This is a genomic window from Gordonia alkanivorans NBRC 16433, assembly GCF_000225505.1.
GTDB lineage: Bacteria > Actinomycetota > Actinomycetes > Mycobacteriales > Mycobacteriaceae > Gordonia > Gordonia alkanivorans.
The window spans coordinates 1-25,261 of record NZ_BACI01000060.1; the positions used below are offsets into that span (position 1 = coordinate 1).

Genomic DNA, 25,261 nt, shown 5'->3' on the forward strand with positions numbered 1-25,261 from the left:
TTCAGGTAGGGGGTCATTTCATTTCTCCGGGAGCCGTTAAGTTGCCGGCGACGTCGTCCCGAAGTGCTCGCAGGGCGTCTTCGGTCTCGGCGGCCCGGTGCGCGCCGACAGCCGCCTCCCATCGGACACGGATCTGCTCGAACGCAGCACTCCCGATCGCGATCGCCTCGCGACCGTGCGCGGTGATCTGCAGACTCTTGCGGCGCGCATCGTCGGTGTCTGCCGCTCGTTCCACGTAGCCCAGTCCCTCGAGCGTGCTGATGGTCTTGGCGGCCGCCTGGCGGGAGACGCCGAGGTGCCGGGCGAGGGAAGCGGCGTTGCCCGCCCCCTCCTCGATGGCCTCCATGGCGAGCTCATTGGAAACCGTGAGGCCCGCATGCCCGGCCTCGGTCAGTTTCTCGGTGACCTCGCGCGTCATCGCGTCGAAGGTCTCGACCAGCATGCGGGCGAACTGTGCGCCATGAGAAACGTCCACGCCGGGAGATTACTGCGCGCCCCGAGATGTTGACAACCTAGTTGTCATACTCCTACCGTATGTTGACAACCTAGTTGTCAATCTAAGGAGTCGATCATGATCATGGGCACGCAGATCCCGGTCCGGGCCACGATCCCCGGCGTCGAGCATCACGATGCAGCGGTGAACGGAACGGTGCTGCACTACGTCTCGGCGGGGCGGGAGGGCTCGCCGATCGTCCTGGTCCACGGGTTCCCCGAGTCGTGGTGGGCGTTCCACAAGCTGATCCCGCTGTTGGCGGGGACCCATCGGGTGTTCGCCCTCGACCTCCGCGGTTTCGGCGATTCTGCTGTCGCCGGCGACGACTTCACCAGTTCCATGGCCGCCGAGGACATCCACCAGTTCGTGAGACACCTCGCGGCCGGCCCCGTACATGTTCTCGCGCAGGATATCTCGGGCGGTGCGGTCTATCGGTTCGTCTCGGGGCATCCCGAACTCGTGCGGAGCCTTGTCGGCGTGGAGATGGGGCTGGCCGGATTCGGACTCGAGGGATTCGGGGATGTCACCCAGGGTGGTTCGTGGCACATCGGTGCGTTGGCCGCGCCGGGGATACCCGACCTGCTCATCGCTGGCCGCGAGCGGGAAGTGCTCGGCGAGTGGGCTTTTCCGACGATGACCACTGTCGAGGGGGCGGTTGGCGAGGAGGATCTCGACGAGTTCGTCCGGGTTTTCGCCCGAGACGGCGGTTGGCGCGGGGCAGCGGGTCTGTACCGGTCCATGCTCGCCGAAGGGGAGGAGTTCCGGGCCAGGGCTGCCGTGCCGCTGGCCGTGCCGATGCTCGCGGTCGGATCCTCCGGAGGGGCGTTCACCGTCCAGACGCTCGCGCAGATCTCCGGCGGGCCGCTGTCCGCGGTGGAGTTCGACGAGGTGGGCCACCACGTCGCGCTCGAGGCCCCGGATCGGCTCGCGACAGCGGTCGCCGACTTCCTCGCCGACGTGGACGGCTGACGCCCACGTCGGCAGCGGGGATGCTGCGTCGCGATCCCGGCAGAGGCTTTTGTGCTCCGAGGACAAACGCCTCTGCCAAGTCTGGCCTCCCGGGCCGTTTCAGATCACTTTGCGGTTGCTTAGTGTTCTGAATCACATACCGGAGGACAAACGTGATCTGCCTTGGAGGCCTACCCGTGACCAGTTCCTACTTCGCCTGGGACCTGACCGAGCGTGGCGACGCACCGTGTGTTCGCGACGACGCGACCGCACTCGACTACGTGGGCTTCGCCGAGCGCGTCGACGCCGCGGCCGAGCAGTTCGCCGGTCGAGGTGTCGGCCGGGGCGATGTGGTGGCGACCTTCCTGCCGAACCGCGTCGAACTGCTGATCACGCTGATGGCCGCCTGGCGGCTGGGCGCGGTCGCTACGCCGGTCAATCCCGCCTTCACGCCCGATGAGGCCGAGTACCAGCTCGCGGACTCGGGCGCACGCCTCGTCGTCGGGCTCACCGCGGGTGGCACCGATCCCGATCGTGACTTCCTCCCCGTCGACGACCTCGCCACGTCGCCGCCCCAGCGCTGGCGCGCCCCGGCCACGCCGAGCTTCGACGACGACGCACTGCTCATCTACACATCCGGCTCGACCGGCCGTCCCAAAGGCGTGCGCCTCTGCCACGGAAACCTGCACCACATGGGTTCGGCGATGGCCCAGCACTTCTCGCTCACCGATCGGGACCACGCACTACTCGTGCTGCCGCTGTTCCACGTCAACGCCATCTGCGTGAGCTTCCTGGCGCCGATGCTGGTCGGCGGGCAGTTGAGCATCACCGGCAAGTTCTCGCCGAGCCGATTCTTCGACGACGTCGAGCGACTGAAGCCGACGTACTTCTCCGCAGTCCCGACCATCTACGCGCTCCTCGTCTCGCAGCCCGGTCTGACCCCGGACGCGGTCGCTTCACTGCGATTCGCGGTCTGCGGGGCGGCCCCGATCTCCAAGGAACTGCTCGACCGGGTCGAGCAGGCCTTCGGCATCCCGATCGTCGAGGGCTACGGCCTGACCGAGGGGACGTGTGCGTCGGCCTGCAACCCGGTCGACGGTGTGCGCAAACTCGGCACGGTCGGGCCTGCGCTGCCCGGCCAGCACATCGCCGTCGTCGACGCCACGGGCGCCGAGGTGCCGACCGGTGAGATCGGCGAGGTCGTCATCAGCGGACCGAACGTGATGCGCGGCTACCTGAATCGTCCCGATGCCACCGCCTCGACCATCGTCGACGGCCGGCTGCACACCGGTGACGTCGGCCGTCTCGACTCCGACGGCTACCTGACCCTCGTCGACCGGATCAAGGACATGATCATCCGTGGCGGCGAGAACATCTACCCGAAGGAGATCGAGAACGCGCTCGCCACCCACCCCGACGTCCTCGAATGCGCCGTCGTCGGCGCCCCCGACGAGCTCTACGGCGAGCTGCCGGTCGCTTTCGTGGTCGCCTACCCGGAGCGGAACCCGTCGGTCGAGGAACTCGCCGACCACATCGCCGACCGACTCGCGAAGGTCAAGCAGCCCAGCGTGATCCACGTCATCGACGCTTTGCCGCGCAACCCCGTCGGCAAGATCGACAAGCCGACCCTGCGCAACGAGTTGCGCAGCCCCGCGCCCATCTGACGACCCCACACGATCCACCACCTCGCAGCCGTCCCGGCTGCCGAGTCGACATCCCACGCGCCACGGACCCCCGCGACGCCCGAATCCGGTGATATTCCACCGGAAAAGGAGTGCACAGCAATGGGACTCACCCAACCCGATTTCCCCCAAGTGGACCCGGAGACATTCCTCCAGAGACCGTTCTTCGACCGAATCCGCACACTCGGCGCCCATTGGGCCGATTACGGATTCGGCACACCGAAGATGGTGCACATCATCTATCTGGTGAAGGTCTTCGTCTTCTACGTCGGCGTGGGGATCACGCTCGCGACCCTGACGTCCGGACTCAACCCGCTCCACGTCACCGAGTGGTGGAACCAACCCATCGTCTACCAGAAGGCGATCCTGTGGACGGTGCTGGTGGAGATCCTCGGCATCGGCGGCTCGTGGGGTCCGCTGGCCGGCCACTTCAAGCCGATGACCGGCGGCATCCTGTACTGGTTGCGCCCCAAGACGATCCGGCTCCCACCGTGGCCCGGCAAGGTGCCCTCCACCAAGGGCGACTCCCGCACCCCCTTCGACGTCGCGGTGTACGCCCTGATCCTCACGAATCTCGTTGTCGCGATCGCTCTTCCGGGTGTCACGTCGGACTCGCTGGACGCCGCGATGGCCGACAACCAGGGCCTGGTGAACCCGACGCTGATGTACCCGCTGATCGCTCTGCTCGTCGTCATGGGTCTGCGGGACAAGGTCATCTTCCTCGCGGGACGATCCGAGCAGTACCTGCCCGCGATCATCTTCTTCGGAATCCTGCCGTTCGTGGACATGATCCTCGCGCTGAAGCTGCTGATCGTGACCGTCTGGGTCGGTGCCGGAATCTCCAAGATGGGGCATCACTTCTCGATGGTGATCCCGCCGATGCTGTCGAACACCCCGTGGTTGCCGAGCAAGACGGTCAAGCGTGCGCATTACCGCAACTTCCCCGAGGACATGCGGCCGTCGAAGCTGGCCGGCGGCGTCGGGCACGTGCTGGGCACCATCGTCGAGATCGTCACGCCCCTGGTGCTGCTCTTCTCCACCAACAAGACGCTCACCGTGGCCGCGGTCGTGCTCATGGTGTGCTTCCACCTGTTCATCCTGTCGACGTTCCCGCTGGCCGTTCCGCTCGAATGGAACATGCTGTTCGCCTACGCGTCGGTGTTCCTGTTCCTCGGGTTCCCGGCCTGGGACGGCTACGCCCTCACCGACACCTCGACCCCGTGGGGCATGGTGTTGATCGTCGCGGCGCTCTGCTTCTTCCCGATCCTGGGCAACCTGCGGCCCGACCTCGTCTCCTTCCTGCCGTCGATGCGTCAGTACGCCGGCAACTGGGCGTCGGCGACCTGGGCGTTCGCGCCGGGCGCCGAGGAGAAGCTCGACAAGTATGTTGTGCGACCGGCCAAGAACACCCGCACGCAGCTGCTCGAGTCGTACCCGCCGGAGGTCGCCGACGTGGTGATGCACCAGCTGCTGGCGTGGCGGTCGCTGCACAGCCAGGGCCGCGCGCTGTACTCGCTGATGATGCGCCATCTCGGCTCCGACATCGACACCTACACCCTGCGCGAGGCCGAGTTCTCCTGTAACTCACTGGTGGCCTTCAACTTCGGTGACGGACACCTCCACGACGAGAAGCTGATCGCCGCCCTGCAGCGACGCTGCAACTTCGCGCCGGGTGAGTTCACCGTCGCGTGGATCGAGTCGCAGCCGATCCACAAGGGCACGCAGGCCTACAAGGTGATCGACGCCGCGCTGGGTGTCATCGAGACCGGCACCTACCGGGTCGTCGACGCGATCAACGAGCAGCCGTGGCTCCCGAACGGGCCGATCCCGTTCGACGTCGAGTGGACTCTCGACGTTGACGCTCGTCGCGCGGTCACCGATCCTGAGGTGGTGCGTGAACCGCGGATGCGCCGCAACGACAGCGGCACGTCGCCCGTGCAGGCGACAGATCAGGTGCAGCAGTGACCACTGCTGTCGTGGTCGGCGGCGGGCCCAACGGGCTCGCCGCCGCCCTGCACCTGGCCCGCAACGGCGTGCAGGTGCAGGTACTGGAAGCCGCCGACACGGTCGGGGGTGGCGCACGATCCGGCGAACTGACCGTCCCGGGCGTCATCCACGACCACTGCTCGGCGTTCCATCCGCTCGGGGTGGGGTCGCCGTTCTGGGCCGAGGTCGGACTCGAGAAGTACGGGCTCGTGTGGAAGTGGCCGGAGATCGACTGCGCCCACCCGCTGGACTCCGGCGACGCCGCGCTGCTGTACCAGTCGATCGCCGAGACCGCCGCCGGTCTGGGCGACGACGGAGTCCGCTGGCGGTCCATGTTCGGCGACCTCGCCGAACATTTCGACGACCTGGGTGAGGACCTGCTGCGGCCGATCGTCAACGTCCCCGGACACCCGATCCGTCTGGCGGCGTTCGGTCCTCGTGCGGTGCTGCCGGCGACCGTGCTCGCGCGGTGGTTCCGAACCGGACGGGCGCGTGCGCTCTACGGCGGGATCGCCGCGCACCTGTTCTCCCGCCTCGACCGGCCGCTGACGGCTTCTCTCGGTCTGATGATCGCCGCGAGCGGGCATCGATACGGATGGCCCGTCGCCGAGGGCGGTTCCGGCGCCATCATCGCGGCGGTGTCAGCGGCGCTGCTCGACGCCGGCGGCAAGATCGAGACCGGAGTCCGTGTCAGTTCCCGTGCGGACATCCCCACCGCCGACCTCGTCCTGCTGGATCTGTCTCCGGCGCAGGTGCTTTCGATCTACGGCGACGCCATGCCCGCACGAATCCGTCGCTCCTACCGGCGGTACCGCGTCGGGTCGTCGGCCTTCAAAGTCGATTTCGCCATCGACGGTGACATCCCGTGGACCAATCCGGACTGTGTTCGGGCCGGAACCGTGCACCTCGGCGGCGCCTTCGACGAGGTCGCGTACACGGAGAAGCAACGCGCGGCGGGGGTCATGTCGGCTCGGCCCTTCGTCCTGCTCGGTCAGCAGTACGTCGCCGATCCCAGTCGGAGTGCGGGTGACATCAATCCGATCTACGCCTACGCCCACGTCCCGCGGGGTTTCGACGGCGACGCCACCGAACAGATCGTGGCGCAGATCGAGAGATTCGCCCCCGGTTTCCGCGACCGCATCGTCGCCACGACGAGCCTGGGAACCGAGGCTCTGCACCAGGGCAACGCCAACTTCGCGGCCGGTGACATCATCGGCGGCGCCAACAACGGGCTGCAGATGGTCCTGCGTCCCCGCCTTGCGGTCGATCCGTACTCGACAGGCGTCCCGGGCGTGTACATCTGCTCGCAGTCCAGTCCGCCGGGAGCCGGTGTGCACGGGTTGTGCGGGTACCACGCCGCGGAGTCGGCGTTGCGTCACGCCCGGGTGGGTTCGGCCCGGTGACCGGTTCGGGTGCGTTTCGCTCGATGTCGACGGCCGCGGGCGACGCAGCCCGCGACCGGCTGGCCGGGGTGCCCGCCGCGGCCGGCTCCGAACTGCTCGAAGACGCCGCGCTGGTCGCGAAGATGTTGCGGGAGGGCGAGTCCGAGCTCGTCGCCGAGCTGAGCTCGATGATGACCCGCGGCATCGACCAACTCGACACCGACCCCAAGCTGATCGAACTGCTCGCGGCCAGCGTTCACGGCAACGTGTCGACGATCATCCATGTCCTGGCCAACGACATCCCCATCGAGCATCTCCAACCGGCAACTGCCGCAGTGGAATATGCGCTCAGGCTGGCGCAGCGCGACGTGCCGTCGAACTCACTCGTCCGGGCGTACCACATGGGACAGAACAGCATGATGCACCGCTGTTACCGGCTGGTCGAGGAACTCGACCTCGATGCCGAGGCCTCCATGGCGCTCATCCGGCACATCTCAGATGTCGTCTTCGGCTACATCGACTGGATAACGCTCTACGTGTTCGAGGCCTACGAGGACGAGCGCCGCCGGTGGCTCGGCGTCGAGGGCAACGTGCAGTCGGCCGCCATCCACACGTTCCTCGACAGCCTCGACGCCGACGACCGCGACTTCGAGAGCGAGACCGGATACCGCCTGGAACGGCGGCATCTCGCGCTGATCGTGTGGTCGGCCGACGACGATCCGCGCGAGCTGGGCGCGCTCACCCGCGCGGCGCGAGACCTGGCCGTACAGATCGGTGGCGGAGGGGACCCGATCGTCACCGCGATCGACCGGTCGACCGTCTGGGCCTGGATTCCCTTGGCAGTTCGCGGCGACGACGACAGCGTTGCGCAGGCAACGGTGCCGCCGGGGGTCAGGGTCGCCTGGGGCCTCCCGGCGTCGGGTGCGCGTGGTTTCCGGCGCACACACGAGCAGGCCCGCGCCGCCTATTCGGTCGCCACGACGCCGGGGAGTTCGGCCGGACAGGTCGTCGGCTTCGGCGACCGGGGTGTCGCCGTCGTGTCATTACTTGCCCGCGAACTGGATTCGACGCGTGCCTGGGTCCACGAAGTACTGGGCGGACTCGCCGAGGACACCCCGAACGCGGCGATGCTGCGCGAGACGCTGTCGGTGTACTTCGCCACGAAGGAAAGTCACCTCCACACCGCCGAACGCCTGAACCTGCACCGGAACACGGTGAAGTACCGCGTCGGGAAGGCGCTGGCCGAGGTGCCGCGCGACCGCGACCGCCTCGACCTCGCCCTGGCCCTCAAGGTCTGCGAGTTCCTCGGCCCGACGGTGCTCGACCGCTGACCGTCAGTCACACGCGGTGGCTGCGGACGCCTCGCGCAGCGGCGCGATCTCCTTCTCGATGCGTTCGGTGATCGCCACCCGCCGGTCGAGCGCGTCCTGGCCTACGGGAAGATGCAGCGGCAGTGGACCGTCCGACGACACGATCCGGTGGATGAACGCGGCGCCCTTGACCGGATCGCCGAGCTGCGAGTGGTTGGTCTCCGCGGCCCAGTCGAGTGTCGCGTGAGCGGGGGTGCCGTCATACGCCGCAATCTGATTCGCCGGGAGTTGTAGCGAACTGGCGTCGAGGAAGTCGGTGCGGAACACACCGGGTTCGACGACGGTGCTCTGGATGCCGAACGGCGCGAGCTCGCCGGCGAGGGATTCGCTGATGCCCGCGACCGCGAACTTGGTGGCCGAATAGAGTCCGACGCCCGGCTCGCCCTCGAAGCCTCCGCGCGATCCGATGTGCACGAGTTTGCCGCGACCGGCGGCCCGCATCAGCGGCACGACCGCACGAGTGGTGTTGAGGAGTCCGAAGACGTTGACGTCGAACACCGACCGCGCCTCGGCGTCGGTGACCTCCTCCACCGCACCGAGCAGACCGCGTCCGGCGTTGTTGACCAGGACGTCGATGGTTCCGAACCGCTCCACCGTCAGGGCGACGGCGGTGGCGACCTGGTCGGGATCGGTGACGTCGAGCGGTACCGGTAGGACATCGGCGTCGGCTCGGACGTCCTCGGGGATGGAGTCGGTGCGGCGCGCGCAGACCGCGACTCGGTCGCCGGCCTGCAGTGCGGCCCGAGCCATCTCGAGGCCCAGTCCGCGGCCGGCTCCGGTGATCATCCAGACAGACATGTTCGTGCTCACTTTCGTTGGGATGGTGGTGAATCGCCGTCGAGGCGATGACATCCATGGTTGCGATGCCGCGAGCACCGGTGAAGAGAGAGTTCTTCCTGGGACAAACTGGGCCACCCACATCCTTTGACGCACGTCGGCCGAATCCCCAGGATGGAGACATGGCCGATCAGCTGGAACCGTCGCTCGCCGATTTCCTCCGCGCTGCCCGCGGCCGATTGACGCCCGAGACCGCCGGAATATCCGACACCGGGAGGCGCCGGGTCAACGGTCTGCGACGCGAGGAGCTGGCGATGCTCGCCGGGGTGAGCGTCGACTACTACACGCGACTGGAGCAGGGGCGGAGCAAGAGTGCGTCCCTGGAAGTGCTCGATGCCCTGGCCGACGCCCTTCAGCTCGACGACAGCGAACGCTCACATCTGCACACGATCGCCCGCCGCGAACCGGCCCGACGACGTGCGGACAGGCCACAGCGTCTTCACGAGTCGACACGGGAACTGCTCGTGACCTTCGACGCGGCGCTACAACCTGCGTTCGTGCTCGGACGTCGGCTGGATGTGCTGGGACACAACCGGCTTGCCGGTCTGCTCGTCGCCGACTTCGAGAACATGCCTGCAGCACAACGGAATCAGGCACGCTTCGTCTTTCTCGACCCGCATGCACGCGACCTGTACGCCGACTGGGGCGGCGTCGCCGCAGACACCGCCGCCATGCTTCGCATGGACGCGGGCAAGCACCCCGACGATCCGAAACTCGGTGCCCTGGTGGGTGAACTGTCGATCCACAGCCCAGAGTTCGTCAAGTTGTGGGCACGCAACCGCGTGCATGAACGCAGTGTCGGCACCAAGCGGTATCACCACCCGTTGGTGGGTGACCTGACGGTCGCCTATCAGGCCCTGACCCCGGGGGACGATCCCGAGCAGACGATCTTCGTCTATCGGACCGAGCCGCGGTCCGCGTCGCGGCACGCGCTTCAACTGCTGTCCGGGATCGCCGACGCACCGGCGACGCCCGCTGGGACGACAGCCGTCTCGCGCGCCGCCGAGTCGGGTACCTGAGCGACTGTCCGGCAGCAGCCGAGGTCAGCCGATCGCGGGCCGGTGACTCTGCGCGGTGGTCTTCCGTGCCGCAACGACCGGAGACAGTGCGACGGCGATGGTGCCGGTCACCACCAGGTGCGACGGGATCGCGGCATGAAGGGTGCGGCGGTGCCGGGACAGATCGACGACGGTGATGTCGAGCATCGATCCCGTCGAACCGGACCCGGGGAACGCGACATCGAGGATCGACGAGTGAAGGGGAAGCGCGGCATCGATGGAAACGACCGCGCGTCCATGGGAGATGACCACCGAGGTCATCCGGGTCACCAGCGTCGAGTACCACTCCGACGGCTCGCACGAGGACTGGCTCACCGGCAGTCCGTCGGCGTCGAGGTAGAAGGCGACCTTGCGCCGCAGGGATTGCTCGCGCAACGAGACCTCGCCCGCGAGGATGTCGTCGCCGGCGGCGCTGAGCGGGGCTCCCCAGGTGGATGCATCGAAGGTTCTGGTCACTTCTGACCCCTCTCGGCGAAGGACTGTGTTCTCCCAGTGTGACCGATGGCCGGGCGCTGTGCACCTCGACGCGGCGGAAAAATGTTGAACAGCAACAAAATTGACGATACATGCGTACTGGATTGCACACGCTGGAGCCGGCGCCGATCCGACGCGAACGACGATCGGGTGCTCGACCGCGATCTCGTCGTGTGCACCGATCATGGCTCAACACCCGCGCCTCCGCACCTCGGACACGCCGTTCTCGTTCGTTCGGGGGAGCACTGATACCGGCTAACCGGTAATCCCGTCACCGGGCAGCCTCCGGTCGGGTTGGCGGTCAGCATCGACGACATCTGGTTCCCATCGGACGAGTGTTGTAGTCACCGATTCAAGGACTCACCAGGACGAATCCGACGCCGCGGTGACACTGCGCGAGAGGGGCTCTCACCATGAACGACACATCGATCGACACGGTCGCGTGCCCGACGACTGGGTCCGGCAGCTGAACCACGCGCACGCCCGCTGAATCCCGAAACCCTCCCCGCCACCGCACTTCACGAACCACGGAGCCCCTCATGTCCACCGCCTTCACCTCACACGCCACCGACCTCGTCAGCGTCTACGGTCGCAGCCAGTGCCGGCGTGCGCTTCTACGGGGCGGGGACCAGCGAGGCGCCGACGTGCTCCGACCTCGAGGTGTTCGTCGTCGGCGGCGGCAACTCCGCCGGCCAGGCGGTGATGAACTTGTCGGCGTACGCCAAGCGCGTCACCATGCTGGTCCGCGGGCCGTCCTTGTCAGCGACGCTGTCCGCCTATCTCGAGGAACGGGTCGTCCGACAGCCCAATGTCGAGATCAGGACGAACACCCGGGTGGCCGGCCTCCGCGGAGCGCAGGGATTGACGTCGATTCGTGTCGAGGACACCAGAACCGGCGCCGTCCGCCGGAACTCGGTGAAGCGCGTCGCATCCGCCGTCGGCGAAGGGGCGATGGCGGTCACCTTCGTCCACAGCTACCTGGCGTCGACTTAGGTGCGCAGACCTAGCTGTGCACGCCGGTGTGGGTCCCGTCGGCGCGCCACGTGACCGTCGTCGGGACCTCGTCGTCCCAGGGTTGGCGGGTGACGAGATCGGCGACCCGGACGTACCCGCGTTCGAAGATGCCGGTGGCCGGATCGAGAAGGCGGTACTCCTGGGTCTGGCGATGAATCGGCTGGGCGTCGAGCAGGACGATCCGGACCTCACCCGGCTCGAAGTGGCAACGCCGCTGTAGTGATTCGATCAGCTGCTCGTTCGAGAGGTGGCCGTCGCCGAAGTTCCAGCCCATCGCGGTGCTGCAGATCCGCTCACCGTCGGTGAGGACATACTGCTCCTCCGGGGTGGGGGCCATCGCCTTGTGCGCCAATGTGAACAGTGCCCGACCGTGACTGTTGAAGGCGCGGAACGCATATCCCATGTACAGCGGGATCTGGGCGGCTTCGGGACTGCCGTAGAAGCGTTCGAGCTGAGCGGCCGGCATCGAGGCGATGGCGACGATACCGGCTTCGATCTTCGCCGACGCCGACGGTTTGATGCACCACAGCCCCGTGTCCCAGTTGCCGGCGTAGTACCGCATGCCCGGCAGGAAGGACACCTTGCGCGGCATCAGATTGCCGACGACGACTGTCGTCGCCGACACTGCGAAAAACAGTATCGGCCAGGGTGATTCGAGATCGGTGAGGCCGATGCCCGGGTGTCCCACGAAGATCGCCAGGATGCCGAACATCATGAAGACATTCCACTCGAGCGGGACCCCCATCGGGATCGACGACAGGATGCCGAAGTGGAAGACGAGCATGATCGCGGCGGCGATCCCGCCGACCCAACCGCCGTGCGAGAAGAACAGCACGATGGGGACGAGTCCCTCGATTGCCGTGGAGAAGTGGGCGATCCAGCGCGACCGTCGTCCGGGGCGCAGGTCGTCGGGGAAGTCCTCGAAGAACTTGCGTTTGATCTTCGGCGACCGCCAGATCGGGTTGTTCGACATCATCGTCGCGATCACGAAGGGGAAGTGCTTGTTCAGCTTCGATGTCGCCGCACCCAGCCAGATGCACAGGAACATGAGCTTGGCGCCGATGATCATGTCGACGCCGCTGAACAGGAAGGTCACCGTGAGTGCGCCGTACACCTCCCCGCGCGCTGCGAGGAAGACCGTCTTGTCGCGGAGCCCGATCGCGGCGAGGAGTGCGAGGATCGTCCAGATCTGCCACACCGGCAGAACTCCGACGGTCGTGTCGAGAGCGGGGACGGCGCCGGACCCGGGGCTGAACAGCGCGATCAGCACGACGACGATCAGCGCGCCGTAGAGCGCGACGTCGACCGGGGTTCGGGTGTCGCCCGTGGTCAAGGGGATGCGCGGCCACGGGGGCTGGCGGATCGTCTTGGGGCGCAACCAGTAGAGGATCGAACCGAAGGGCGGGAAGAAGCGGTTGTTCAACGGACCGAACCCGCAGCCGAAGCCCACGACCTCGAACAGCATCGTGTAGAGGACGACCTTCTGGAAGACGATCGGCTCGTTGTACCAGTCGGTGACGGCGAAGAAGCCGTCGATGCCGGGTGTCGAGATGACGATCGCCCAGCCGATCAGGATGTAGGCGAGGATCTTTCCGACGTAGAACAGGTGCAAGGCGACCGGGGTCCCGAATCCGACCTCGGCCCAGTGTCGCGCCATCGGTCGGATCTTCTCCGCCCGCGTGCCCTGGCTCCAGGTCGGAAAATCGATGTCCGGCGTGGTCTGCTTCAGGAATCCCATCGTCGCTGAACGTAACAAACCAAGCGATTGCTTGGGGTCGGATCGGGCTCGGCGGCGTGCGAGCGGCAGAGCGGCCGGGTCACTGGTGCGCGGTGTCGTATCTGTCGCGGGACGCGTGCACCTCGTCCATGTGGGCTTCGGCCCAGGTCTTGATCGACGCCATGACGCCGTGCAGGGACAGCCCGAGGTCGGTGAGTTCGTAGGTGACGGTGACCGGAACCGTGGGAGTCACCGTGCGGGTGAGAAGTCCATCGCGTTCCATCGACCGCAGCGTCTGCGTCAACATCTTCTGGCTGACGCCGGCCAGGCGTTGTGCGAGTTGGGAGTAGCGCATCGCCCGCGGGCCGCCCGGGCAGTCGTTGCCCGGCGCGGGACCATCGCTTCCGAGCGCGGCGAGGATGAGCGCGACCCACTTGTTGGAGATGCGGTCGAGGAGTTGGCGGCTGGGGCACTGCGCGAGGAATGCGTCGTACTGCGCGCGAGCTTCCGCCCGTCTGTCCGCCGCGGTCTGTGTCGGCATGGTGGCACCTTTCGTTCCGGTGCGTAACGCACTTCGAAGTGCGTACTTCCCAATAGAGAGTTGCTCTCTCATGGTGGTTCATAGGAGGGCTACACACAAGGAGGAGAACGTCATGAACACATACCGAGACACTTTCCGCGCCGCCGTCGTGACCACGCCGTCGGGACCCGATTCGATCGAGATCGTCGACATCCCGGTGCGGCAACCCGCGGACGGTGAGGTGCGCGTCGCCGTCGCTGCCGCGTCGATCAATCCGGTCGACCTGGCGGTCTCGTCCGGGTTCTTCCACTCGGTGGGGGTGATCAGCGGCGACACGCCCGTCGGGCTGGGTATGGACTTCGCGGGCACGGTCCTCGAGTCCGGCGTCGGCGTCGACCTCGCACCGGGTACCCGGGTCGCCGGGGTCCTGCCCGGCTTCGACCATTCGACGGGCGCCTACGCCGACGAGGTCGTGGTCCCGGCTGACGCGGTGGCAGTCGTGCCGGAATCGCTGGACCTCGTCGCCGCGGCGACCGTTGCCATCAATGCCCTTGCCGCAGAGCAGATCCTCGACCTTCTCGGCGAGCCCGGGCCCGGCGGCGACCGACTACTCGTGACCGGTGCGGCCGGGGTGGTCGGTGGATACCTCCTGGTTCTGGCCCGGCGTCGAGGGTGGGACGTGGCCGGGCTCGCCCGACCGGCCGACGAGGACTTCGTGCGGGGTCTCGGTGCGGACTTCCTCGACTGGCCGCTGGGCGGCTGGTTCGCGGTCGCCGATGCCGCCGCGATGCAGGAAGACGCCCTCGCGCTGGTGCAGAACGGCGGTCGGTTGGTCGGGGTGATGCCCGGTCGGGCCCCGGCCGCCGAACGTGGGATCACGGTCGACGTGGTCGACTCTCACGCGGACGACCGCCTCGCGCGGCTGCTGGAACTCGCCGCGGTGGGTGACCTGCCGATCCGGGTCGAGGGAACCTTTCCGCTCGACTGGGTCGCCGACGCTCAGAAGGCCGCGGCGAAGCCGGGTGGTCGGGGTCGGTGGGTGATCACGCCGTGACGATGTGCGGTGCGGGCGGATCGAAGCTCGGGTTGTCGGGGAGAGGCGATTCGCCCTTCGAGTCACCGATCTCCTTCACTGTCTTCAGGTCGGTGAGCTTCGAGCCGCCGCGCCGCGCGAGCGAGTCGTCGTACCACTCGAACCACGGATAGCCGTACTGCAGATACTCCTCGATGGTGGGAGGCGCGTGGTGCGGAGCCGTTCCGGTCAGTCCCTCCCAGTCCGCGCTGTTGATGATCCGCAGGACGGCCGCGCCGGTGGCGTCGGTGTCCCAGTTGGTGCGTGGTTCGACGGGCGTCGCGATGGTCTGCGTGATCGATCCACCTGCGCCCATGCCCATCGCGCCGGTGGCTTCGGGTGCCTCTGCGCACAAATTCATCATGTCGGGAGCGGGCAGAGGCAGCGCCACGCGTCGTGCGGCGACCCGTTCGTTCCAAGTCGACGAGCGAAGCGGGGTGACCTGGATGCGGACTCTTCCGTCGTCGGCCCCGCTGAGCTGTTCCGCAGCGGTGTAGCCGCCGCCGAGTGGCATCGCGACGAACTGCCGGACGGTCTTCTCGTCCACCCGGAAGCCGTCGAGCCAGGGCTGCTCGGGGACCTCGAAGTAGTCCTCGCCCAGGAAGTCGACGGCGTCGGAGAAGTCGTCGCCGGTGACCGCGTTGATCCCGCCGACCGAGATCCGGACGAGAAACGGGTAGTCCTCGGGTGAGTTGAAGCTGAACCAGGCGGCCTCGGCCTGCCACATGGGGAGGAGTACGTCAGAGCCGGCCCAGGTGCGAGGCCGGTGGGCAACGGTGCCCGCATTGATCAGGGAAAACGAGCCGATTCCGGGCGGCAGCCCGTAGGTGGTCTCGTCGTCGGGAACGCGGAGGGTGCGATGCACGCGGATGTGCAGTCGGGCGTCGGGGTGGACATCGGGAAAAGCGAATTCCAACTGGTTCCGGGTGACGGTGGGGGACATGTGCGGCCTCCGGCTGGTGCTGATGTGTGTCACCGACGTTAGAGGTCGGGTCCGACAATCCCCGGCGTGCGCAGACCTGCGTTCGAACCGGCGACGGGACCAGCGCGGAGTGGTTCACTGGAAGCATGATGCTCGTCGCGGTGGCCGTCTTCGTGGTGGTGGTCGCGGTGGCGCTCGTCCTGCTGATGTCCATGGCCATCGGTGCCTTCTCGGCGATGTTCAGCGAGATGAAGGCCGACTCCGCGCGTCGGCGCGCTGGGCGCGGTGATTCGCCGATCTCGGTGTCAGACCCCGTCGCGTCGAACTCGACCGACCCGCTCGCCGAGCTCGCCGACGACATGCGGCTGGCACAGGCCCGCCGATGGGCGTCGTGCCAGTCCGTGCAGAGCCGTCTGCAGGACGAGGTGAACGAGACATCCGAGTACGTCTCCCTCGCTCTCGACATCTGGGGTGGCGGCGACCTCGACAAACTCAGAGGCGACCGCGTCGGACAGATCGTCTGGACGACGGCGATGGTCGCCGACAGCGTGGCCCGTCAACCGGCCTGGCAGCTGGACTTCTTCGACCGCCATGCGGTCCGCGTCGACCTCGGCGGCGAGGTCACCTCCATCGCCACCGCCGCCGCCGGACTGCGCGACCAGCTCGACATCCTCGGCGACAAACCCGAGGGACACCTCGGCGTCGACGACGAGGTTATCGCCACCTTCGCCGAGAAGTCGCGGGTGCTGTCCGGGCGACTCGACGGCCTCGTCGAACGTCTGGAGGCATTCGCCGGCTACGAGCAGATCGTCGCCCGCATCCAACAGCGCCAGGAGAAGCAGGCCTGGCTCGACAGGGTCAGTGCGATAGACGAATTCGAGCACGTCGTCGACGCGGAGTGGGACCGCGCCGAGAGCGACCGCGTCCGCAACCTGGCCGACGAATCCGAGGTCCTCGCCTCGATCTACCTGGATGAGATCGCCCCGCTGGCGAAGTCGCTCAAGCGGAGTGACGCATCGTAGGACCTCTTACGAGGGTGTGGTGACCACCTGGAACAGGACCTCCTTCCGGACCTCGAATCCCAGCTGCTCGTAGAGGCGGATGGCGTTCACGTTGGTCGCGTCCGCGTGCAGGATCGGGGTTTCGCCCCGGTCCCGAATACCCTGCGCGAGTGCGAGAACCAGCCGCGACGCGAGGCCCTCACCACGGTGATCGGGGTCGGTGCACACTGCGCTGATCTCGGTGTATCCCGGGAGGGTGAGTCGTTCGCCGCCCATCGCGATCAGCCGGCCGTTGCGTCGGAACCCGAGGTAGGTGCCCATCTCGATGGTCCGTTTCCGGAACGGCCCGGGACGGGTGCGGCTGACCAGGTCGGTCATCTGCGGGACGTCGTCGGCGGTCAGGCGGATCGCGGCGTCGTCGGGCCTCGCGGGCACCCCGGCGTCGATCATCTGGACTCCGGGCAGATGCATCTTCGACTGCCAGTCGGCGGGTGGGGTGTCGGCGACGACCGGGATGAAGAGCGAATTTCCCGGTCCGACCATACGGGCGGCGTCGGCCCAGTCCTGGGCGGTCGGGCCGTCGGGGAGGGCAGCCATCGGGCAGACGTCGGGGTGGTACCGCAGGGCGGTGCCGACTCCTTCGGCGAACCGCGCATGCGGGCCGGCCAGGGCGGCCCGGGCCGGGTTGTCGAGCGGGGTGTGGTCGGAACGTTTTGTCCCGCCCGCGGATTCGTCGACGTTTCCGACCACACGACGACGATACCCGGCGGTGCGGACCGGGTCGGGTCGAGTTCGCGCGGGAAACGGCCTACGCAGGACACATGGACCATCTCGGCCTTACGATCGGGCGATCAACAGCGCTGGTCACGAACGTTCCGCGTAGCGTCGCCGGCGGAAGTCCGGGCCCGAAGGAGCCGCGCGTGGCGATGAGTGAGAGGCCCCCCGATGTCGGCGTCGACCGTGAGGCGACGCGCAATCTCGCCTTGATGCTCGTGCTCACGTTCGCGACCGGCGTGGTCGACGCGGGCGGTTTTCTCGGCTTCGACACCGTGTTCCTCGGGAACATGACCGGCAACGTGCTGATCCTCGGTATGGGTGCGGCCGGTGCCGACGGACTGCCGGTCTTCTCGCTGGCCCTCGCCCTGATTGCGTTCATCGTCGGCGCCGGGATCGCGAGCCTGTTCCTACGTTCGGGGCGGCGTGGATGGAGTCCGCGGTTGACCGCGGTGCTGGTGGTGTCGGCATCGCTGGTCGCCGGCACCTCGTTCCTGGTCTGGCTGCAGCCGACCGAGCACGTCGCAGTGATGTTCGCGATCGGGATGACGGCGGGTGCGATGGGCATGCAGGCCGCCGTGGCGCGCAACATCGGTGTCGCAGACGTGACCACCGTCGTCGTCACCTCGACGATCACCGCTTGGGCGATCGACATGTTCGCCCGGCCCAGCCGGGCCACGATCCTGAACCGCCGGCTGGCTGCGATCGTGACGATTCTGGTGGGTGCCCTGGTCGGTGCGCTGTTGGTGAAGGTTGCGCTCTGGTCTGTCTTCGCGGTGGCCGCGGGAGTCAGCGCCGTCGTGGTGGTGTGCGGGCACGTGCTCGCCTCCGCGGGTTCCGGTGGGTTACCCGAGCCAGTTGATGTCGACGCGGCCGAGTGACGTTATGTGGTTGCGTCCCTGCCAGATCGGCGTTCCGGCTGGTTGGGTCGAGTACAGTCCGTGACCGGCAGCGAGCACTCGGTCGTACTGACTGGGCCAATTGATCTCGGCGGCGAGACCGTCGAGCGTATCCCGGCCTCGGTTGAGTGCGCGTTTGACGTGCGCGGGCGCGGGCAACCGGTCTGACTTGCTCGAGTTGCAGCCCTGGCACGAGACAACGAGGTTCGCGAGCCCGTCGATGCCGACCCGCGACCACGGCAGAACGTGGTCGACGTGGCGTTGGCGGTAGAGCACTGTGTCGCAGTAGAAGCAGGCACGGCCAAACCGGTCCGTGAGCGCGTCACCGGCTCGCTGCAAGGACACACGATCCGCACCGAACAGGTGGTGGGCGAGATCGGGACCCTCGTCGAGGAGGTTCTTGTTCATCCTTCGAACGTCATCGACCCACGCCAGCTGGAAGGCCGGCTTCAGCAACGGTGCAAGGCGCGCGAGAGTCACGCATACGCCGGGGAACAGCGTCAGTTTGTTGCCGTGGTCAGCCACTCTTCCCTGCGAGTCCGTACCCATCCAGGAGTCGTCGTACAGGAAGCGATCCTGCTCGCCGCCCGAGGTGAGGTTCTGAAGAAGTTTCAACGGATACCGCACCAGCGTCCGTTTGACGACGGCATGCGTCGCCCTGTAGCGCTCTGACTCGTATGCGACAACGAGATCGAGGCCTTGAGTCCGGTGAGTCGTGGCCTTGGCCCGCAAATCCGAGACTGCGTCGAAGATGACTCCTCGCCCGTCGGCGGACTGTCGCAGGAGATGGCCGTCTAGGGGTCGCATCTGGCGCCAGTACAGCTCGATGACTCGGCTGGTCAGATCATCCAGGTCGACGTCGACAGCCGCGTCCGGGTTGTCGGGCACGGATTCAACTGCTAGGTCGAGCAGAGCCATCAGGACGGCTAGCTTGTACGTTGCTGTGCGCCGGCCACCCTCGATGATCGCCACCAGTTGCTGCCCGAGGGCGAGCGGGTCGGTGGGATGCGGCACGGTCGCATTCTATTCGACGAGCAGGCGACCCCGGAGTGACTGACTGTGTAAGTTGCGCTCACTTTGGGCGACGGGTCTGCAATTACAGATTGCGTCTTGTCGCGGAAAGCGGCACCGATCGCAACGTGATCTGGAAGCCACTCAAAGGAACGGTCGGCGAACACGCAGAAGCGCGCTCGCCGAACGTCTTTCAGGTCCCGGCCGAACGGTCGCCGAGCCCGAGGCCGCGGGAACTAGCTCAAGACGATCTCGACCGGCACTGCGCTGCCGAGGGTATGGCCGACGGGAGAGCTCGCCTGAACCTTTGCGTGCAGTTCGTCGAGCTTCTCGCGCGGGGCGTCGGAGTCGATGGTGACGTTCGCGGTGATCGAGTTGAAACCGGCGTGACCTTCGGCGAGGCCGAGGAAGACGCGAAGGTCGATGTCGCCCTTGAGGTCGATGCGGAGATCCTTCAGTTCGACGCCGGCCACCGTGGCGTTGGCGGCGTAACCGACCGCGAGGCAGTTGCCGAGCGCACCGAGGAGCTGCTCGACCGGGTTGGGTGCCGTGTCGCCGCCGCCCAGCGCGGCCGGCTCGTCGGATGCCACCGGCGAGAAGTTGCGGACACGGGCTTCGGAAGCGAACGCGCCATTCCACTGGACGTGAGCAGCCCAGGTCGTCTGAGCCTTGGTGTCGTCGGCCCGGATGGCTTCGACGAGCTGACCGACAGCTGCGATGTCGACGTCGTTGAGGCGGGTGGCGGTCTCGGTCATGGTGCTCCTTCGCGAAGAATGTCGATCTTCGCCGAAGCTATCCGGCGACGACGCCGCGATCACCAGTCAGCGTCATCCTGAGCCGAAGTCTTGGCGGCGGTCCGCAACCGGAGCATGATGATCGGCCCGGCCGGTCAGCAGTTGTTCGGTTCGCCGATCTTCACGGCGGAGCGAACGGCCTGGCGCTCCCCGAACGATTGGGCGCGTAGGGGCACCCGCGCCCACCTATGCGTTCAGTTGGTTCGAACGAAGGAATCGAGATCTGCCTGCCGGTCGTGCGGCGGGCATGTCGCGACCGCGCGGTAGCCTGCGGCAAGGCCGGCTACCGACGACACGAGGTTGACCAGTGACTACGGACGACACCCCTGGTGGGAGCTTGGGAAGAAAGATCCCGCCATGCCGAGCGTGATCCCCGAGAACCCGCGGTTCGCGGCGGCGAGCGAGGAAGTCGTCTTCAACGCGCTGAACGAGCAGCTCCTGGACGAGGACCTGCTCGTCGTAGGGCAGCGGGTCACCGACCACTCGAAGGATCACGAGATCGACTTCGTCGTCGCGATCGAGGGCGCCGGGGTCGTGTGTGTCGAGGTCAAGGGCGGCGCGGTGTGGCACGACGGGGAGTCGTGGTGGCAGGAGCGTTCCGGGCAGGCCCCGAAGCGGATCGACCCGGTCGCACAGGTCAGGGACGGCTGTTACGCGCTGCGTGAGTTCGTCGAACACGATCCCCGGTGGACGCAGGGGCGGGTGCGATGGGATCACGTGGTGGTGTTTCCGCATTCGAAGGTGGATCCGACCTTCGCACTTCCCGAGTGCCCGCGATGGAAGGTCGTCGACCGCACCCAACTCCACCAGCTCATGCCCCTGATCCGGAACGTCCTGCTGAAGAAGGACGTCGAGGTTCCCGGGATCGATGCCGAGGGGATCGGTCGACTTCGACTCGCGCTGAGCGGCAGGGGTTTACCGCAACGAGATGTTGTCGCCCGTGCTCTGGAGAACGAGAGCGTCGCCGACACGCTCACCTCCCACCAGGCGGTGATCCTCCGTGCGATCCATCAGCTCAATCGCGTCGAGGTGCGTGGCGGTGCCGGCAGCGGGAAGACATTCCTTGCCGTCGAACAGGCACGACGCCTTGCGAAGGACGGGCAGAGGGTTGCCCTCGTCTGCTACTCACACGGGCTGGCGTCGTTCCTCCGTCGACTCACCGGCACGTGGAAACACAAGGAACGGCCCGCGTACGTCGGCGAGTTCCACGAGCTGGGCATCGAATGGGGTGCGCCCACCGGCCCCGACGAACAGGAACGAACCCAAGCGGCGCAGGACTTCTGGGAACACACGTTGCCGCAACTGATGGACGAACTCGCACAGGAACTCCCGCCGGGGAAGCGCTTCGACTCGATCGTCGTCGACGAGGCACAGGACTTCGCCGACGACTGGTGGAAACCGATGCTCGCGTGCCTGCGTGACACCGAGTCCGGCGGCATCTACGTGTTCAGCGACGAGGCGCAACGTGTCTTCGCCCGGCAGGGATCGCCGCCGGTGGACCTGGTGCCGCTGGTCCTCGACCATAATCTGCGTAACACCAAACAGATCGCCCAGACCTTCAAACCGCTTGTCGGACAGCGAATGCAGTTACACGGCGGTGATGGTCCGGCGGTGACCTTCGTGCCGTGCACGGCAGCAGAGGCGGTCGACGTCGCCGACGACCAGATCGACCCGTTGCTCGACAAGGGATGGCGTCCCGAGGACATCGCGCTGCTGACCACCGGGAGTCGCCACGCCGAACAGAAGGCGCGCCAGGCCGAGGGCACCAAGGAGTACTGGGAGTCGTTCTGGGACGGCGAGCAGGTCTTCTACGGTCACGTCCTCGGGTTCAAGGGGCTGGAACGGCGCGTCGTGGTGCTGGCGCTCAACGAGACGAAGGCGTGGGACCGGTCTCGCGAACGCCTCTACGTCGGATTGTCGCGGGCCCGTGATGAGTTGGTGGTCTGCGGTGATCCCGAGTTCGTGCGGGAGGTCGGCGGACCCCAGGTCGCCCGACAACTCGGCATCGCCTAACCGACCCGTACAGACGATGGCAGCGGTGAACGACGGCCTTCGACAAGGCAAACAGAAGCCGCCGACCAGGACGTTTGCCCTAATTTGGCACGAGATCGCGCGCCCTATGGGACTTTGGTCCCGAGGATAAGTGGACTTATGGCGTGTGGGTGCCGGGACCTGGTTACCTAAGGCGAGAAGATTTGAGTCCACCGGCTTCACAGCCGTTTGGTTCGGTTGAGAAGCTCCTTACGCTCCGTCGGCATGAATGCCAGACGCGCCCTCTGTGCGGGCCTCGCAGCAGTCGCTGTCCTCGTCGGTGGTGCCGGAGTACTGGCCCCGGCGGCGAACGCTGCTCCCGCGAGTCGCTGTGCCCCCGCCTCGACCCCTGAGACGACGCAGCGGCTCTCGGAACTGACCGATCCGTCCGAGATCAAGACCTTTGACGATGCACGCTCCACGATCAGCGAGACCTGCGTAGTGAGCTCAGCAAGTCGAACAACTATCTCGGCACGTTCCCGATCGCCTTCGACAACATCCTCGAGCTCGTCGGACCCAGCATCGAGTCCGGAATCTACGAGCACCCGGAGTGGGCTTCGGATCTCGCGGTGGAGGTAGTCCGCCTCTACGTCGGGAACCTCCACGAGTACGTCATCGGCGGCAAGCCGCAGGCGCATTGGGCGCAGGCGTTCGCTCTGACCACCGCGTGCGACCGCAGCCCGGGACGGGTCCTGCTCGGGCAGATCCTCGCCCATCTCCTCGTCGACTTCCCGTACGCGCTGGAGAACATCGACACGACCGTCGGCCACACCCGGGACTTCTACACCTTCGGCGGTGCGCTGGTCGACGCCACGCCGGCAATCGTCAAGCACGTCAAGCGCACCTACGGTGTCGACCTCGGGCCGCTCTTCACCGCATGGTTCGTCGGCGACCTGATCGGCGACAGCCAGGCCACGACGCTCCTCTTCCAGTCGACCCGGACCGCTGCACTCGTCAACAGTTTCGGCTTGCAGAACCCGGCAACCCGCGGCGTGACCGTGGCCGAGATCAATGCTCTGTTCCAGACGTCGAACGTCGCCCTCGATGTGATGGAGAAGCTCGGCCAGATCTGACGAAGAACGCGGGCCGGTGACAACCCGTCACCGGCCCGCGTCTTGGTTCCTGTAGATCCAACTACCAGGAGATCTCGATCTCGATCTCGGATTTGTCCTCGCCGCGCTCGAACTCGACCTTCAGCTTCACCTGCGCCGGGATGTCGATACGCACGGTCTTGTTGTTCTCGACGTACGACACCTCGTTGTGCCGGGCGATCGCATCGGCGAGGTCGTGAAGCCGCTGCGCCGCCTCTTCGCGGGTCAGCGTGGTCTTGGTCTCGTGTTCGAACAGTTCGTCGCTCATGTGTTCATCTGAACCGATCGGGATGCATCGGTCAAGGAAGAAGCTGAACTAGTTGCTCAGCGGCCGCAGGAACTCGCCGCTGACCTGAACTGCGGGCGCCGACGATCCGCCGCCGACGACCAGCGTAGCGAAGGCGAGGTCGCCGACGATGCCGGCAAACCAGCCGTGCGGGTTCTTGTTGTCGCCGTACTCAGCCGTCCCGGTCTTGCCACCCAGGCCAGGAATGTCCTGCAGCGCGGTGGCGGTTCCGCGGGTGACGGTGTCGCGCATCATGCTTCGCAGCGCGCGCACCACATCGTCGGGAATCGGCTGGGGTTCGGTGTCGCCGGTGGTTCCTCGTCCCTCGACCAGCGTCGGGGTGACGGTCTCACCTCGCGCGAGACTCGCCTCGGCCAGTGCCAGGCCGAACGGGCTGACGGTGACTGTGCCCTGGCCGATGCCGTTCTCGACGCGCAGGGCGGGGGTGTCGGCGTTCGGTACGGAACCGGTCACGGTGGTCAGGCCCGGAACGGTGTAGTCGGCGCCGATGCCGAACCGGCGGGCCATCGAGGTCAACGCGTCGGCGGGGAGCTTGTTTGCGAGCGCACCCATGGAGGTGTTGCAGGAGCGCGAGAAAGCCGTTGGTAGAGGGACGGTTCCGAGGTCGAATTCGTCCTCGTTGGGGATCGTCCTCCCCTCGATCGTCGTCCGTCCCGGACACGGGACCTGCGATGTCGGCTGCACCCCGCCGGACGCCAGGGCTGCGGCGGTGGTGATGGTCTTGAAGGTCGAGCCCGGCGGATACAACCCGGTCAGGGAGACTGCGCCGGAGCGGTCCGCGGCGTCGTTCTGGGCGACGGCGACGATTCCACCGGTCGAGGGGGTGATCGCGACGATCATCGCGGGGCGTCGTTCCCGGTCGACGGCCCGCTGCGCCTGGGCCTGGATGTCGCGATCGAGTGAGGTGCGGACCGGAGACGTCTCGCCAGGTTGAGCTGAGTCAACGAGATGCGTTGGTGCGCCGTCCTTGTCGACGATCTGGATCGACCAGCCGGCCGTGGCGTCGATCGCGCTTCGCCAGATGTCCTCGAGGCCGGCCATCGCGGGGGAGTGGAGAGCTTTGGTGGCACTGAGGAGCGCGCCCTGCTCGGTGGTCGTGATGCCGGCGATCGACCTGATGCTGCGCTGGACACGTTCGAGATCGCTGTCGCGCAACCTGATCACGGTCTGGCTCGGGGCTTTGTTGCCGTCGAACAGTTTTCGGATGGTTGCCGTGGTGATCGACGGTTCGATCGGCCGGAGCGCGCGCGCCAGTTGACCGGCCGACGCGAGCTGTGCCCGTTCGAGATCGATCAGCGTCACGGCTTGCCATGTCATCAGCGGGCGGGCGTTGGTGTCGAGTACGGGGGTGCGGTAGGCGCGGTCGTCGCTGTAGGAGAAGGATTGTCCGTCGCGGAGCTGCCGGTGCATCACGGAGGGCTGCCACCGCACACGCCAGCCCGAATCGGTCTCGGTGAGGATGACCGACGTCTGATAGGCGGTGTTCCCGTTCCGGATCTGCCACTGGTGGTCGAGAGTCCCGGTGACCTTCTTGTCATCGACGAGGTCGGGGGTGACCGACAGCTTCGGGGTGGAGCCCATGCCGTCGAAGATCGACTTGATGGTGGTGCGCGCGGCGGCCGGGTTGTCGGTGAGTCCGGCGGCCGCGTCGACGTCACCCCGTTGGAGTGCCTCCGCGAACGACCGCAGGGTGTCGTCCGGCGAGTCCTGGGACAGGAAACACCCGGACAACGTGCCGACCAGAACCGCGAGAACGCTCAGGATCACCAACCACCGACGCATGTGGTCAGACAACCGACCGGAGTGCCCCGATGCAAAGTCACAACGCGCGATCAAGCGATAGCGAACCAGTATCGGCCCAGATCACACCGGGTGGAC

Annotated in this window: 23 protein-coding genes; 12 read left to right on the plus strand and 11 right to left on the minus strand. The window is 66.8% G+C overall.

The genetic code is table 11. The features are described 5' to 3' along the window. Window positions 1–13 precede the first annotated feature (13 nt). Window positions 14–442: a MarR family winged helix-turn-helix transcriptional regulator gene (locus GOALK_RS11030; RefSeq protein ID WP_157139150.1), complete on the minus strand. Its 429-nt coding sequence runs from the start codon at window positions 440–442 to the stop codon at window positions 14–16. A gap of 129 nt (window positions 443–571) precedes the next feature. Here GOALK_RS11030 and GOALK_RS11035 point away from each other — a divergent pair, with 129 nt between their 5' ends. From GOALK_RS11035 to GOALK_RS11055, 5 genes are all read left to right on the plus strand, one after another. After that, a complete protein-coding gene (locus GOALK_RS11035) occupies window positions 572–1,462 on the plus strand; it encodes an alpha/beta fold hydrolase (protein ID WP_006358899.1) in 891 nt (296 codons plus the stop codon). Between the two features lie 176 nt (window positions 1,463–1,638). Further along, window positions 1,639–3,105, plus strand: coding sequence for a class I adenylate-forming enzyme family protein (locus GOALK_RS11040; RefSeq protein WP_006358900.1), 1,467 nt, complete (start codon window positions 1,639–1,641; stop codon window positions 3,103–3,105). 120 nt (window positions 3,106–3,225) lie between these two features. Next, the gene (locus GOALK_RS11045) at window positions 3,226–5,088 is read left to right on the plus strand and encodes a DUF3556 domain-containing protein (RefSeq protein ID WP_006358901.1); all 1,863 of its coding nucleotides are present in this window, start codon (window positions 3,226–3,228) and stop codon (window positions 5,086–5,088) included. Beyond that, a complete protein-coding gene (locus tag GOALK_RS11050; protein WP_006358902.1) occupies window positions 5,085–6,512 on the plus strand; it encodes a phytoene desaturase family protein in 1,428 nt (475 codons plus the stop codon). The genes GOALK_RS11045 and GOALK_RS11050 overlap by 4 nt, the downstream gene beginning before the upstream one ends. 23 nt (window positions 6,513–6,535) lie before the next feature. Next, window positions 6,536–7,822 (plus strand): PucR family transcriptional regulator, encoded by a 1,287-nt coding sequence (locus GOALK_RS11055; RefSeq protein ID WP_006358903.1) that lies wholly within the window; start codon window positions 6,536–6,538, stop codon window positions 7,820–7,822. Between the two features lie 3 nt (window positions 7,823–7,825). Here the strand turns inward: GOALK_RS11055 and GOALK_RS11060 are convergent, their stop codons facing one another. Beyond that, on the minus strand, window positions 7,826–8,659 hold the full coding sequence (locus GOALK_RS11060; protein ID WP_006358904.1) for an SDR family oxidoreductase: 834 nt from the start codon (window positions 8,657–8,659) through the stop codon (window positions 7,826–7,828). 161 nt (window positions 8,660–8,820) lie between these two features. On the opposite strand from GOALK_RS11060, the gene GOALK_RS11065 reads away from it, so the two are divergent. Then, window positions 8,821–9,717 carry a helix-turn-helix transcriptional regulator gene (locus GOALK_RS11065; protein ID WP_006358905.1) on the plus strand — a complete coding sequence of 299 codons (897 nt, stop codon included), beginning with the start codon at window positions 8,821–8,823 and terminating at the stop codon, window positions 9,715–9,717. A gap of 24 nt (window positions 9,718–9,741) precedes the next feature. Here GOALK_RS11065 and GOALK_RS11070 read toward each other — a convergent pair whose 3' ends face one another. Then, window positions 9,742–10,212: a hypothetical protein gene (locus tag GOALK_RS11070; protein WP_006358906.1), complete on the minus strand. Its 471-nt coding sequence runs from the start codon at window positions 10,210–10,212 to the stop codon at window positions 9,742–9,744. A gap of 624 nt (window positions 10,213–10,836) precedes the next feature. Between GOALK_RS11070 and GOALK_RS11080 the strand changes: the two genes are divergently transcribed. Beyond that, window positions 10,837–11,223 carry an NAD(P)/FAD-dependent oxidoreductase gene (locus tag GOALK_RS11080; protein WP_006358907.1) on the plus strand — a complete coding sequence of 129 codons (387 nt, stop codon included), beginning with the start codon at window positions 10,837–10,839 and terminating at the stop codon, window positions 11,221–11,223. Window positions 11,224–11,233: 10 nt separating this feature from the next. Here the strand turns inward: GOALK_RS11080 and GOALK_RS11085 are convergent, their stop codons facing one another. Both GOALK_RS11085 and GOALK_RS11090 read right to left on the minus strand, forming a co-directional pair. Further along, window positions 11,234–12,982: a DUF3556 domain-containing protein gene (locus GOALK_RS11085; protein WP_006358908.1), complete on the minus strand. Its 1,749-nt coding sequence runs from the start codon at window positions 12,980–12,982 to the stop codon at window positions 11,234–11,236. A gap of 79 nt (window positions 12,983–13,061) precedes the next feature. Then, window positions 13,062–13,502: a winged helix-turn-helix transcriptional regulator gene (locus GOALK_RS11090; protein ID WP_006358909.1), complete on the minus strand. Its 441-nt coding sequence runs from the start codon at window positions 13,500–13,502 to the stop codon at window positions 13,062–13,064. Between the two features lie 112 nt (window positions 13,503–13,614). Between GOALK_RS11090 and GOALK_RS11095 the strand changes: the two genes are divergently transcribed. After that, on the plus strand, window positions 13,615–14,535 hold the full coding sequence (locus GOALK_RS11095; protein WP_006358910.1) for an NADP-dependent oxidoreductase: 921 nt from the start codon (window positions 13,615–13,617) through the stop codon (window positions 14,533–14,535). Here the strand turns inward: GOALK_RS11095 and GOALK_RS11100 are convergent. Next, window positions 14,525–15,496: a hypothetical protein gene (locus GOALK_RS11100; RefSeq protein ID WP_006358911.1), complete on the minus strand. Its 972-nt coding sequence runs from the start codon at window positions 15,494–15,496 to the stop codon at window positions 14,525–14,527. The two genes, GOALK_RS11095 and GOALK_RS11100, sit on opposite strands and share 11 nt — an antisense overlap. 125 nt (window positions 15,497–15,621) lie before the next feature. Between GOALK_RS11100 and GOALK_RS11105 the strand changes: the two genes are divergently transcribed. Then, complete coding sequence (locus tag GOALK_RS11105) at window positions 15,622–16,497, plus strand: hypothetical protein (RefSeq protein WP_006358912.1); 876 nt, start codon at window positions 15,622–15,624, stop codon at window positions 16,495–16,497. Between the two features lie 6 nt (window positions 16,498–16,503). On the opposite strand, the gene GOALK_RS11110 is transcribed toward GOALK_RS11105, so the two are convergent. Next, window positions 16,504–17,226, minus strand: a complete 723-nt coding sequence (locus GOALK_RS11110; RefSeq protein WP_006358913.1) for a GNAT family N-acetyltransferase — start codon at window positions 17,224–17,226, stop codon at window positions 16,504–16,506. A 170-nt stretch (window positions 17,227–17,396) separates the two neighbouring features. Here GOALK_RS11110 and GOALK_RS11115 point away from each other — a divergent pair, with 170 nt between their 5' ends. Further along, entirely contained in the window at window positions 17,397–18,131 is a 735-nt protein-coding gene (locus tag GOALK_RS11115) for a YoaK family protein (RefSeq protein ID WP_006358914.1), read from the plus strand. Here GOALK_RS11115 and GOALK_RS11120 read toward each other — a convergent pair. Together GOALK_RS11120 and GOALK_RS11125 are read right to left on the minus strand one after the other, a co-directional pair. Further along, a complete protein-coding gene (locus GOALK_RS11120; RefSeq protein ID WP_006358915.1) occupies window positions 18,096–19,163 on the minus strand; it encodes an HNH endonuclease in 1,068 nt (355 codons plus the stop codon). The genes GOALK_RS11115 and GOALK_RS11120 overlap by 36 nt on opposite strands. Window positions 19,164–19,396: 233 nt before the next feature. Next, window positions 19,397–19,915: an OsmC family protein gene (locus GOALK_RS11125; protein ID WP_006358916.1), complete on the minus strand. Its 519-nt coding sequence runs from the start codon at window positions 19,913–19,915 to the stop codon at window positions 19,397–19,399. 396 nt (window positions 19,916–20,311) lie between these two features. Between GOALK_RS11125 and GOALK_RS11130 the strand changes: the two genes are divergently transcribed. Next, complete coding sequence (locus GOALK_RS11130; protein WP_006358917.1) at window positions 20,312–21,967, plus strand: nuclease-related domain-containing DEAD/DEAH box helicase; 1,656 nt, start codon at window positions 20,312–20,314, stop codon at window positions 21,965–21,967. Between the two features lie 500 nt (window positions 21,968–22,467). Then, window positions 22,468–23,058 carry a DUF5995 family protein gene (locus GOALK_RS11135; protein WP_232283165.1) on the plus strand — a complete coding sequence of 197 codons (591 nt, stop codon included), beginning with the start codon at window positions 22,468–22,470 and terminating at the stop codon, window positions 23,056–23,058. A gap of 61 nt (window positions 23,059–23,119) precedes the next feature. Here the strand turns inward: GOALK_RS11135 and GOALK_RS11140 are convergent, their stop codons facing one another. Together GOALK_RS11140 and GOALK_RS11145 are read right to left on the minus strand one after the other, a co-directional pair. Then, the gene (locus GOALK_RS11140; RefSeq protein WP_006358920.1) at window positions 23,120–23,344 is read right to left on the minus strand and encodes an amphi-Trp domain-containing protein; all 225 of its coding nucleotides are present in this window, start codon (window positions 23,342–23,344) and stop codon (window positions 23,120–23,122) included. Between the two features lie 48 nt (window positions 23,345–23,392). After that, window positions 23,393–25,165 carry a penicillin-binding transpeptidase domain-containing protein gene (locus tag GOALK_RS11145; RefSeq protein WP_040004145.1) on the minus strand — a complete coding sequence of 591 codons (1,773 nt, stop codon included), beginning with the start codon at window positions 25,163–25,165 and terminating at the stop codon, window positions 23,393–23,395. Window positions 25,166–25,261 lie beyond the last annotated feature (96 nt).

What these genes read in the sequence shown, in the direction of transcription:
- GOALK_RS11030 (WP_157139150.1), bottom strand. Translation starts at nt 442, where the DNA reads ATGCTGGTCGAGACCTTCGACGCGATGACGCGCGAGGTCACCGAGAAA.
- GOALK_RS11035 (WP_006358899.1), top strand. Translation starts at nt 572, where the DNA reads ATGATCATGGGCACGCAGATCCCGGTCCGGGCCACGATCCCCGGCGTC.
- GOALK_RS11045 (WP_006358901.1), top strand. Translation starts at nt 3,226, where the DNA reads ATGGGACTCACCCAACCCGATTTCCCCCAAGTGGACCCGGAGACATTC.
- GOALK_RS11055 (WP_006358903.1), top strand. Translation starts at nt 6,536, where the DNA reads ATGTCGACGGCCGCGGGCGACGCAGCCCGCGACCGGCTGGCCGGGGTG.
- GOALK_RS11060 (WP_006358904.1), bottom strand. Translation starts at nt 8,659, where the DNA reads ATGTCTGTCTGGATGATCACCGGAGCCGGCCGCGGACTGGGCCTCGAG.
- GOALK_RS11065 (WP_006358905.1), top strand. Translation starts at nt 8,821, where the DNA reads ATGGCCGATCAGCTGGAACCGTCGCTCGCCGATTTCCTCCGCGCTGCC.
- GOALK_RS11085 (WP_006358908.1), bottom strand. Translation starts at nt 12,982, where the DNA reads ATGGGATTCCTGAAGCAGACCACGCCGGACATCGATTTTCCGACCTGG.
- GOALK_RS11090 (WP_006358909.1), bottom strand. Translation starts at nt 13,502, where the DNA reads ATGCCGACACAGACCGCGGCGGACAGACGGGCGGAAGCTCGCGCGCAG.
- GOALK_RS11095 (WP_006358910.1), top strand. Translation starts at nt 13,615, where the DNA reads ATGAACACATACCGAGACACTTTCCGCGCCGCCGTCGTGACCACGCCG.
- GOALK_RS11100 (WP_006358911.1), bottom strand. Translation starts at nt 15,496, where the DNA reads ATGTCCCCCACCGTCACCCGGAACCAGTTGGAATTCGCTTTTCCCGAT.
- GOALK_RS11105 (WP_006358912.1), top strand. Translation starts at nt 15,622, where the DNA reads ATGATGCTCGTCGCGGTGGCCGTCTTCGTGGTGGTGGTCGCGGTGGCG.
- GOALK_RS11125 (WP_006358916.1), bottom strand. Translation starts at nt 19,915, where the DNA reads ATGACCGAGACCGCCACCCGCCTCAACGACGTCGACATCGCAGCTGTC.
- GOALK_RS11130 (WP_006358917.1), top strand. Translation starts at nt 20,312, where the DNA reads ATGCCGAGCGTGATCCCCGAGAACCCGCGGTTCGCGGCGGCGAGCGAG.
- GOALK_RS11140 (WP_006358920.1), bottom strand. Translation starts at nt 23,344, where the DNA reads ATGAGCGACGAACTGTTCGAACACGAGACCAAGACCACGCTGACCCGC.
- GOALK_RS11145 (WP_040004145.1), bottom strand. Translation starts at nt 25,165, where the DNA reads ATGCGTCGGTGGTTGGTGATCCTGAGCGTTCTCGCGGTTCTGGTCGGC.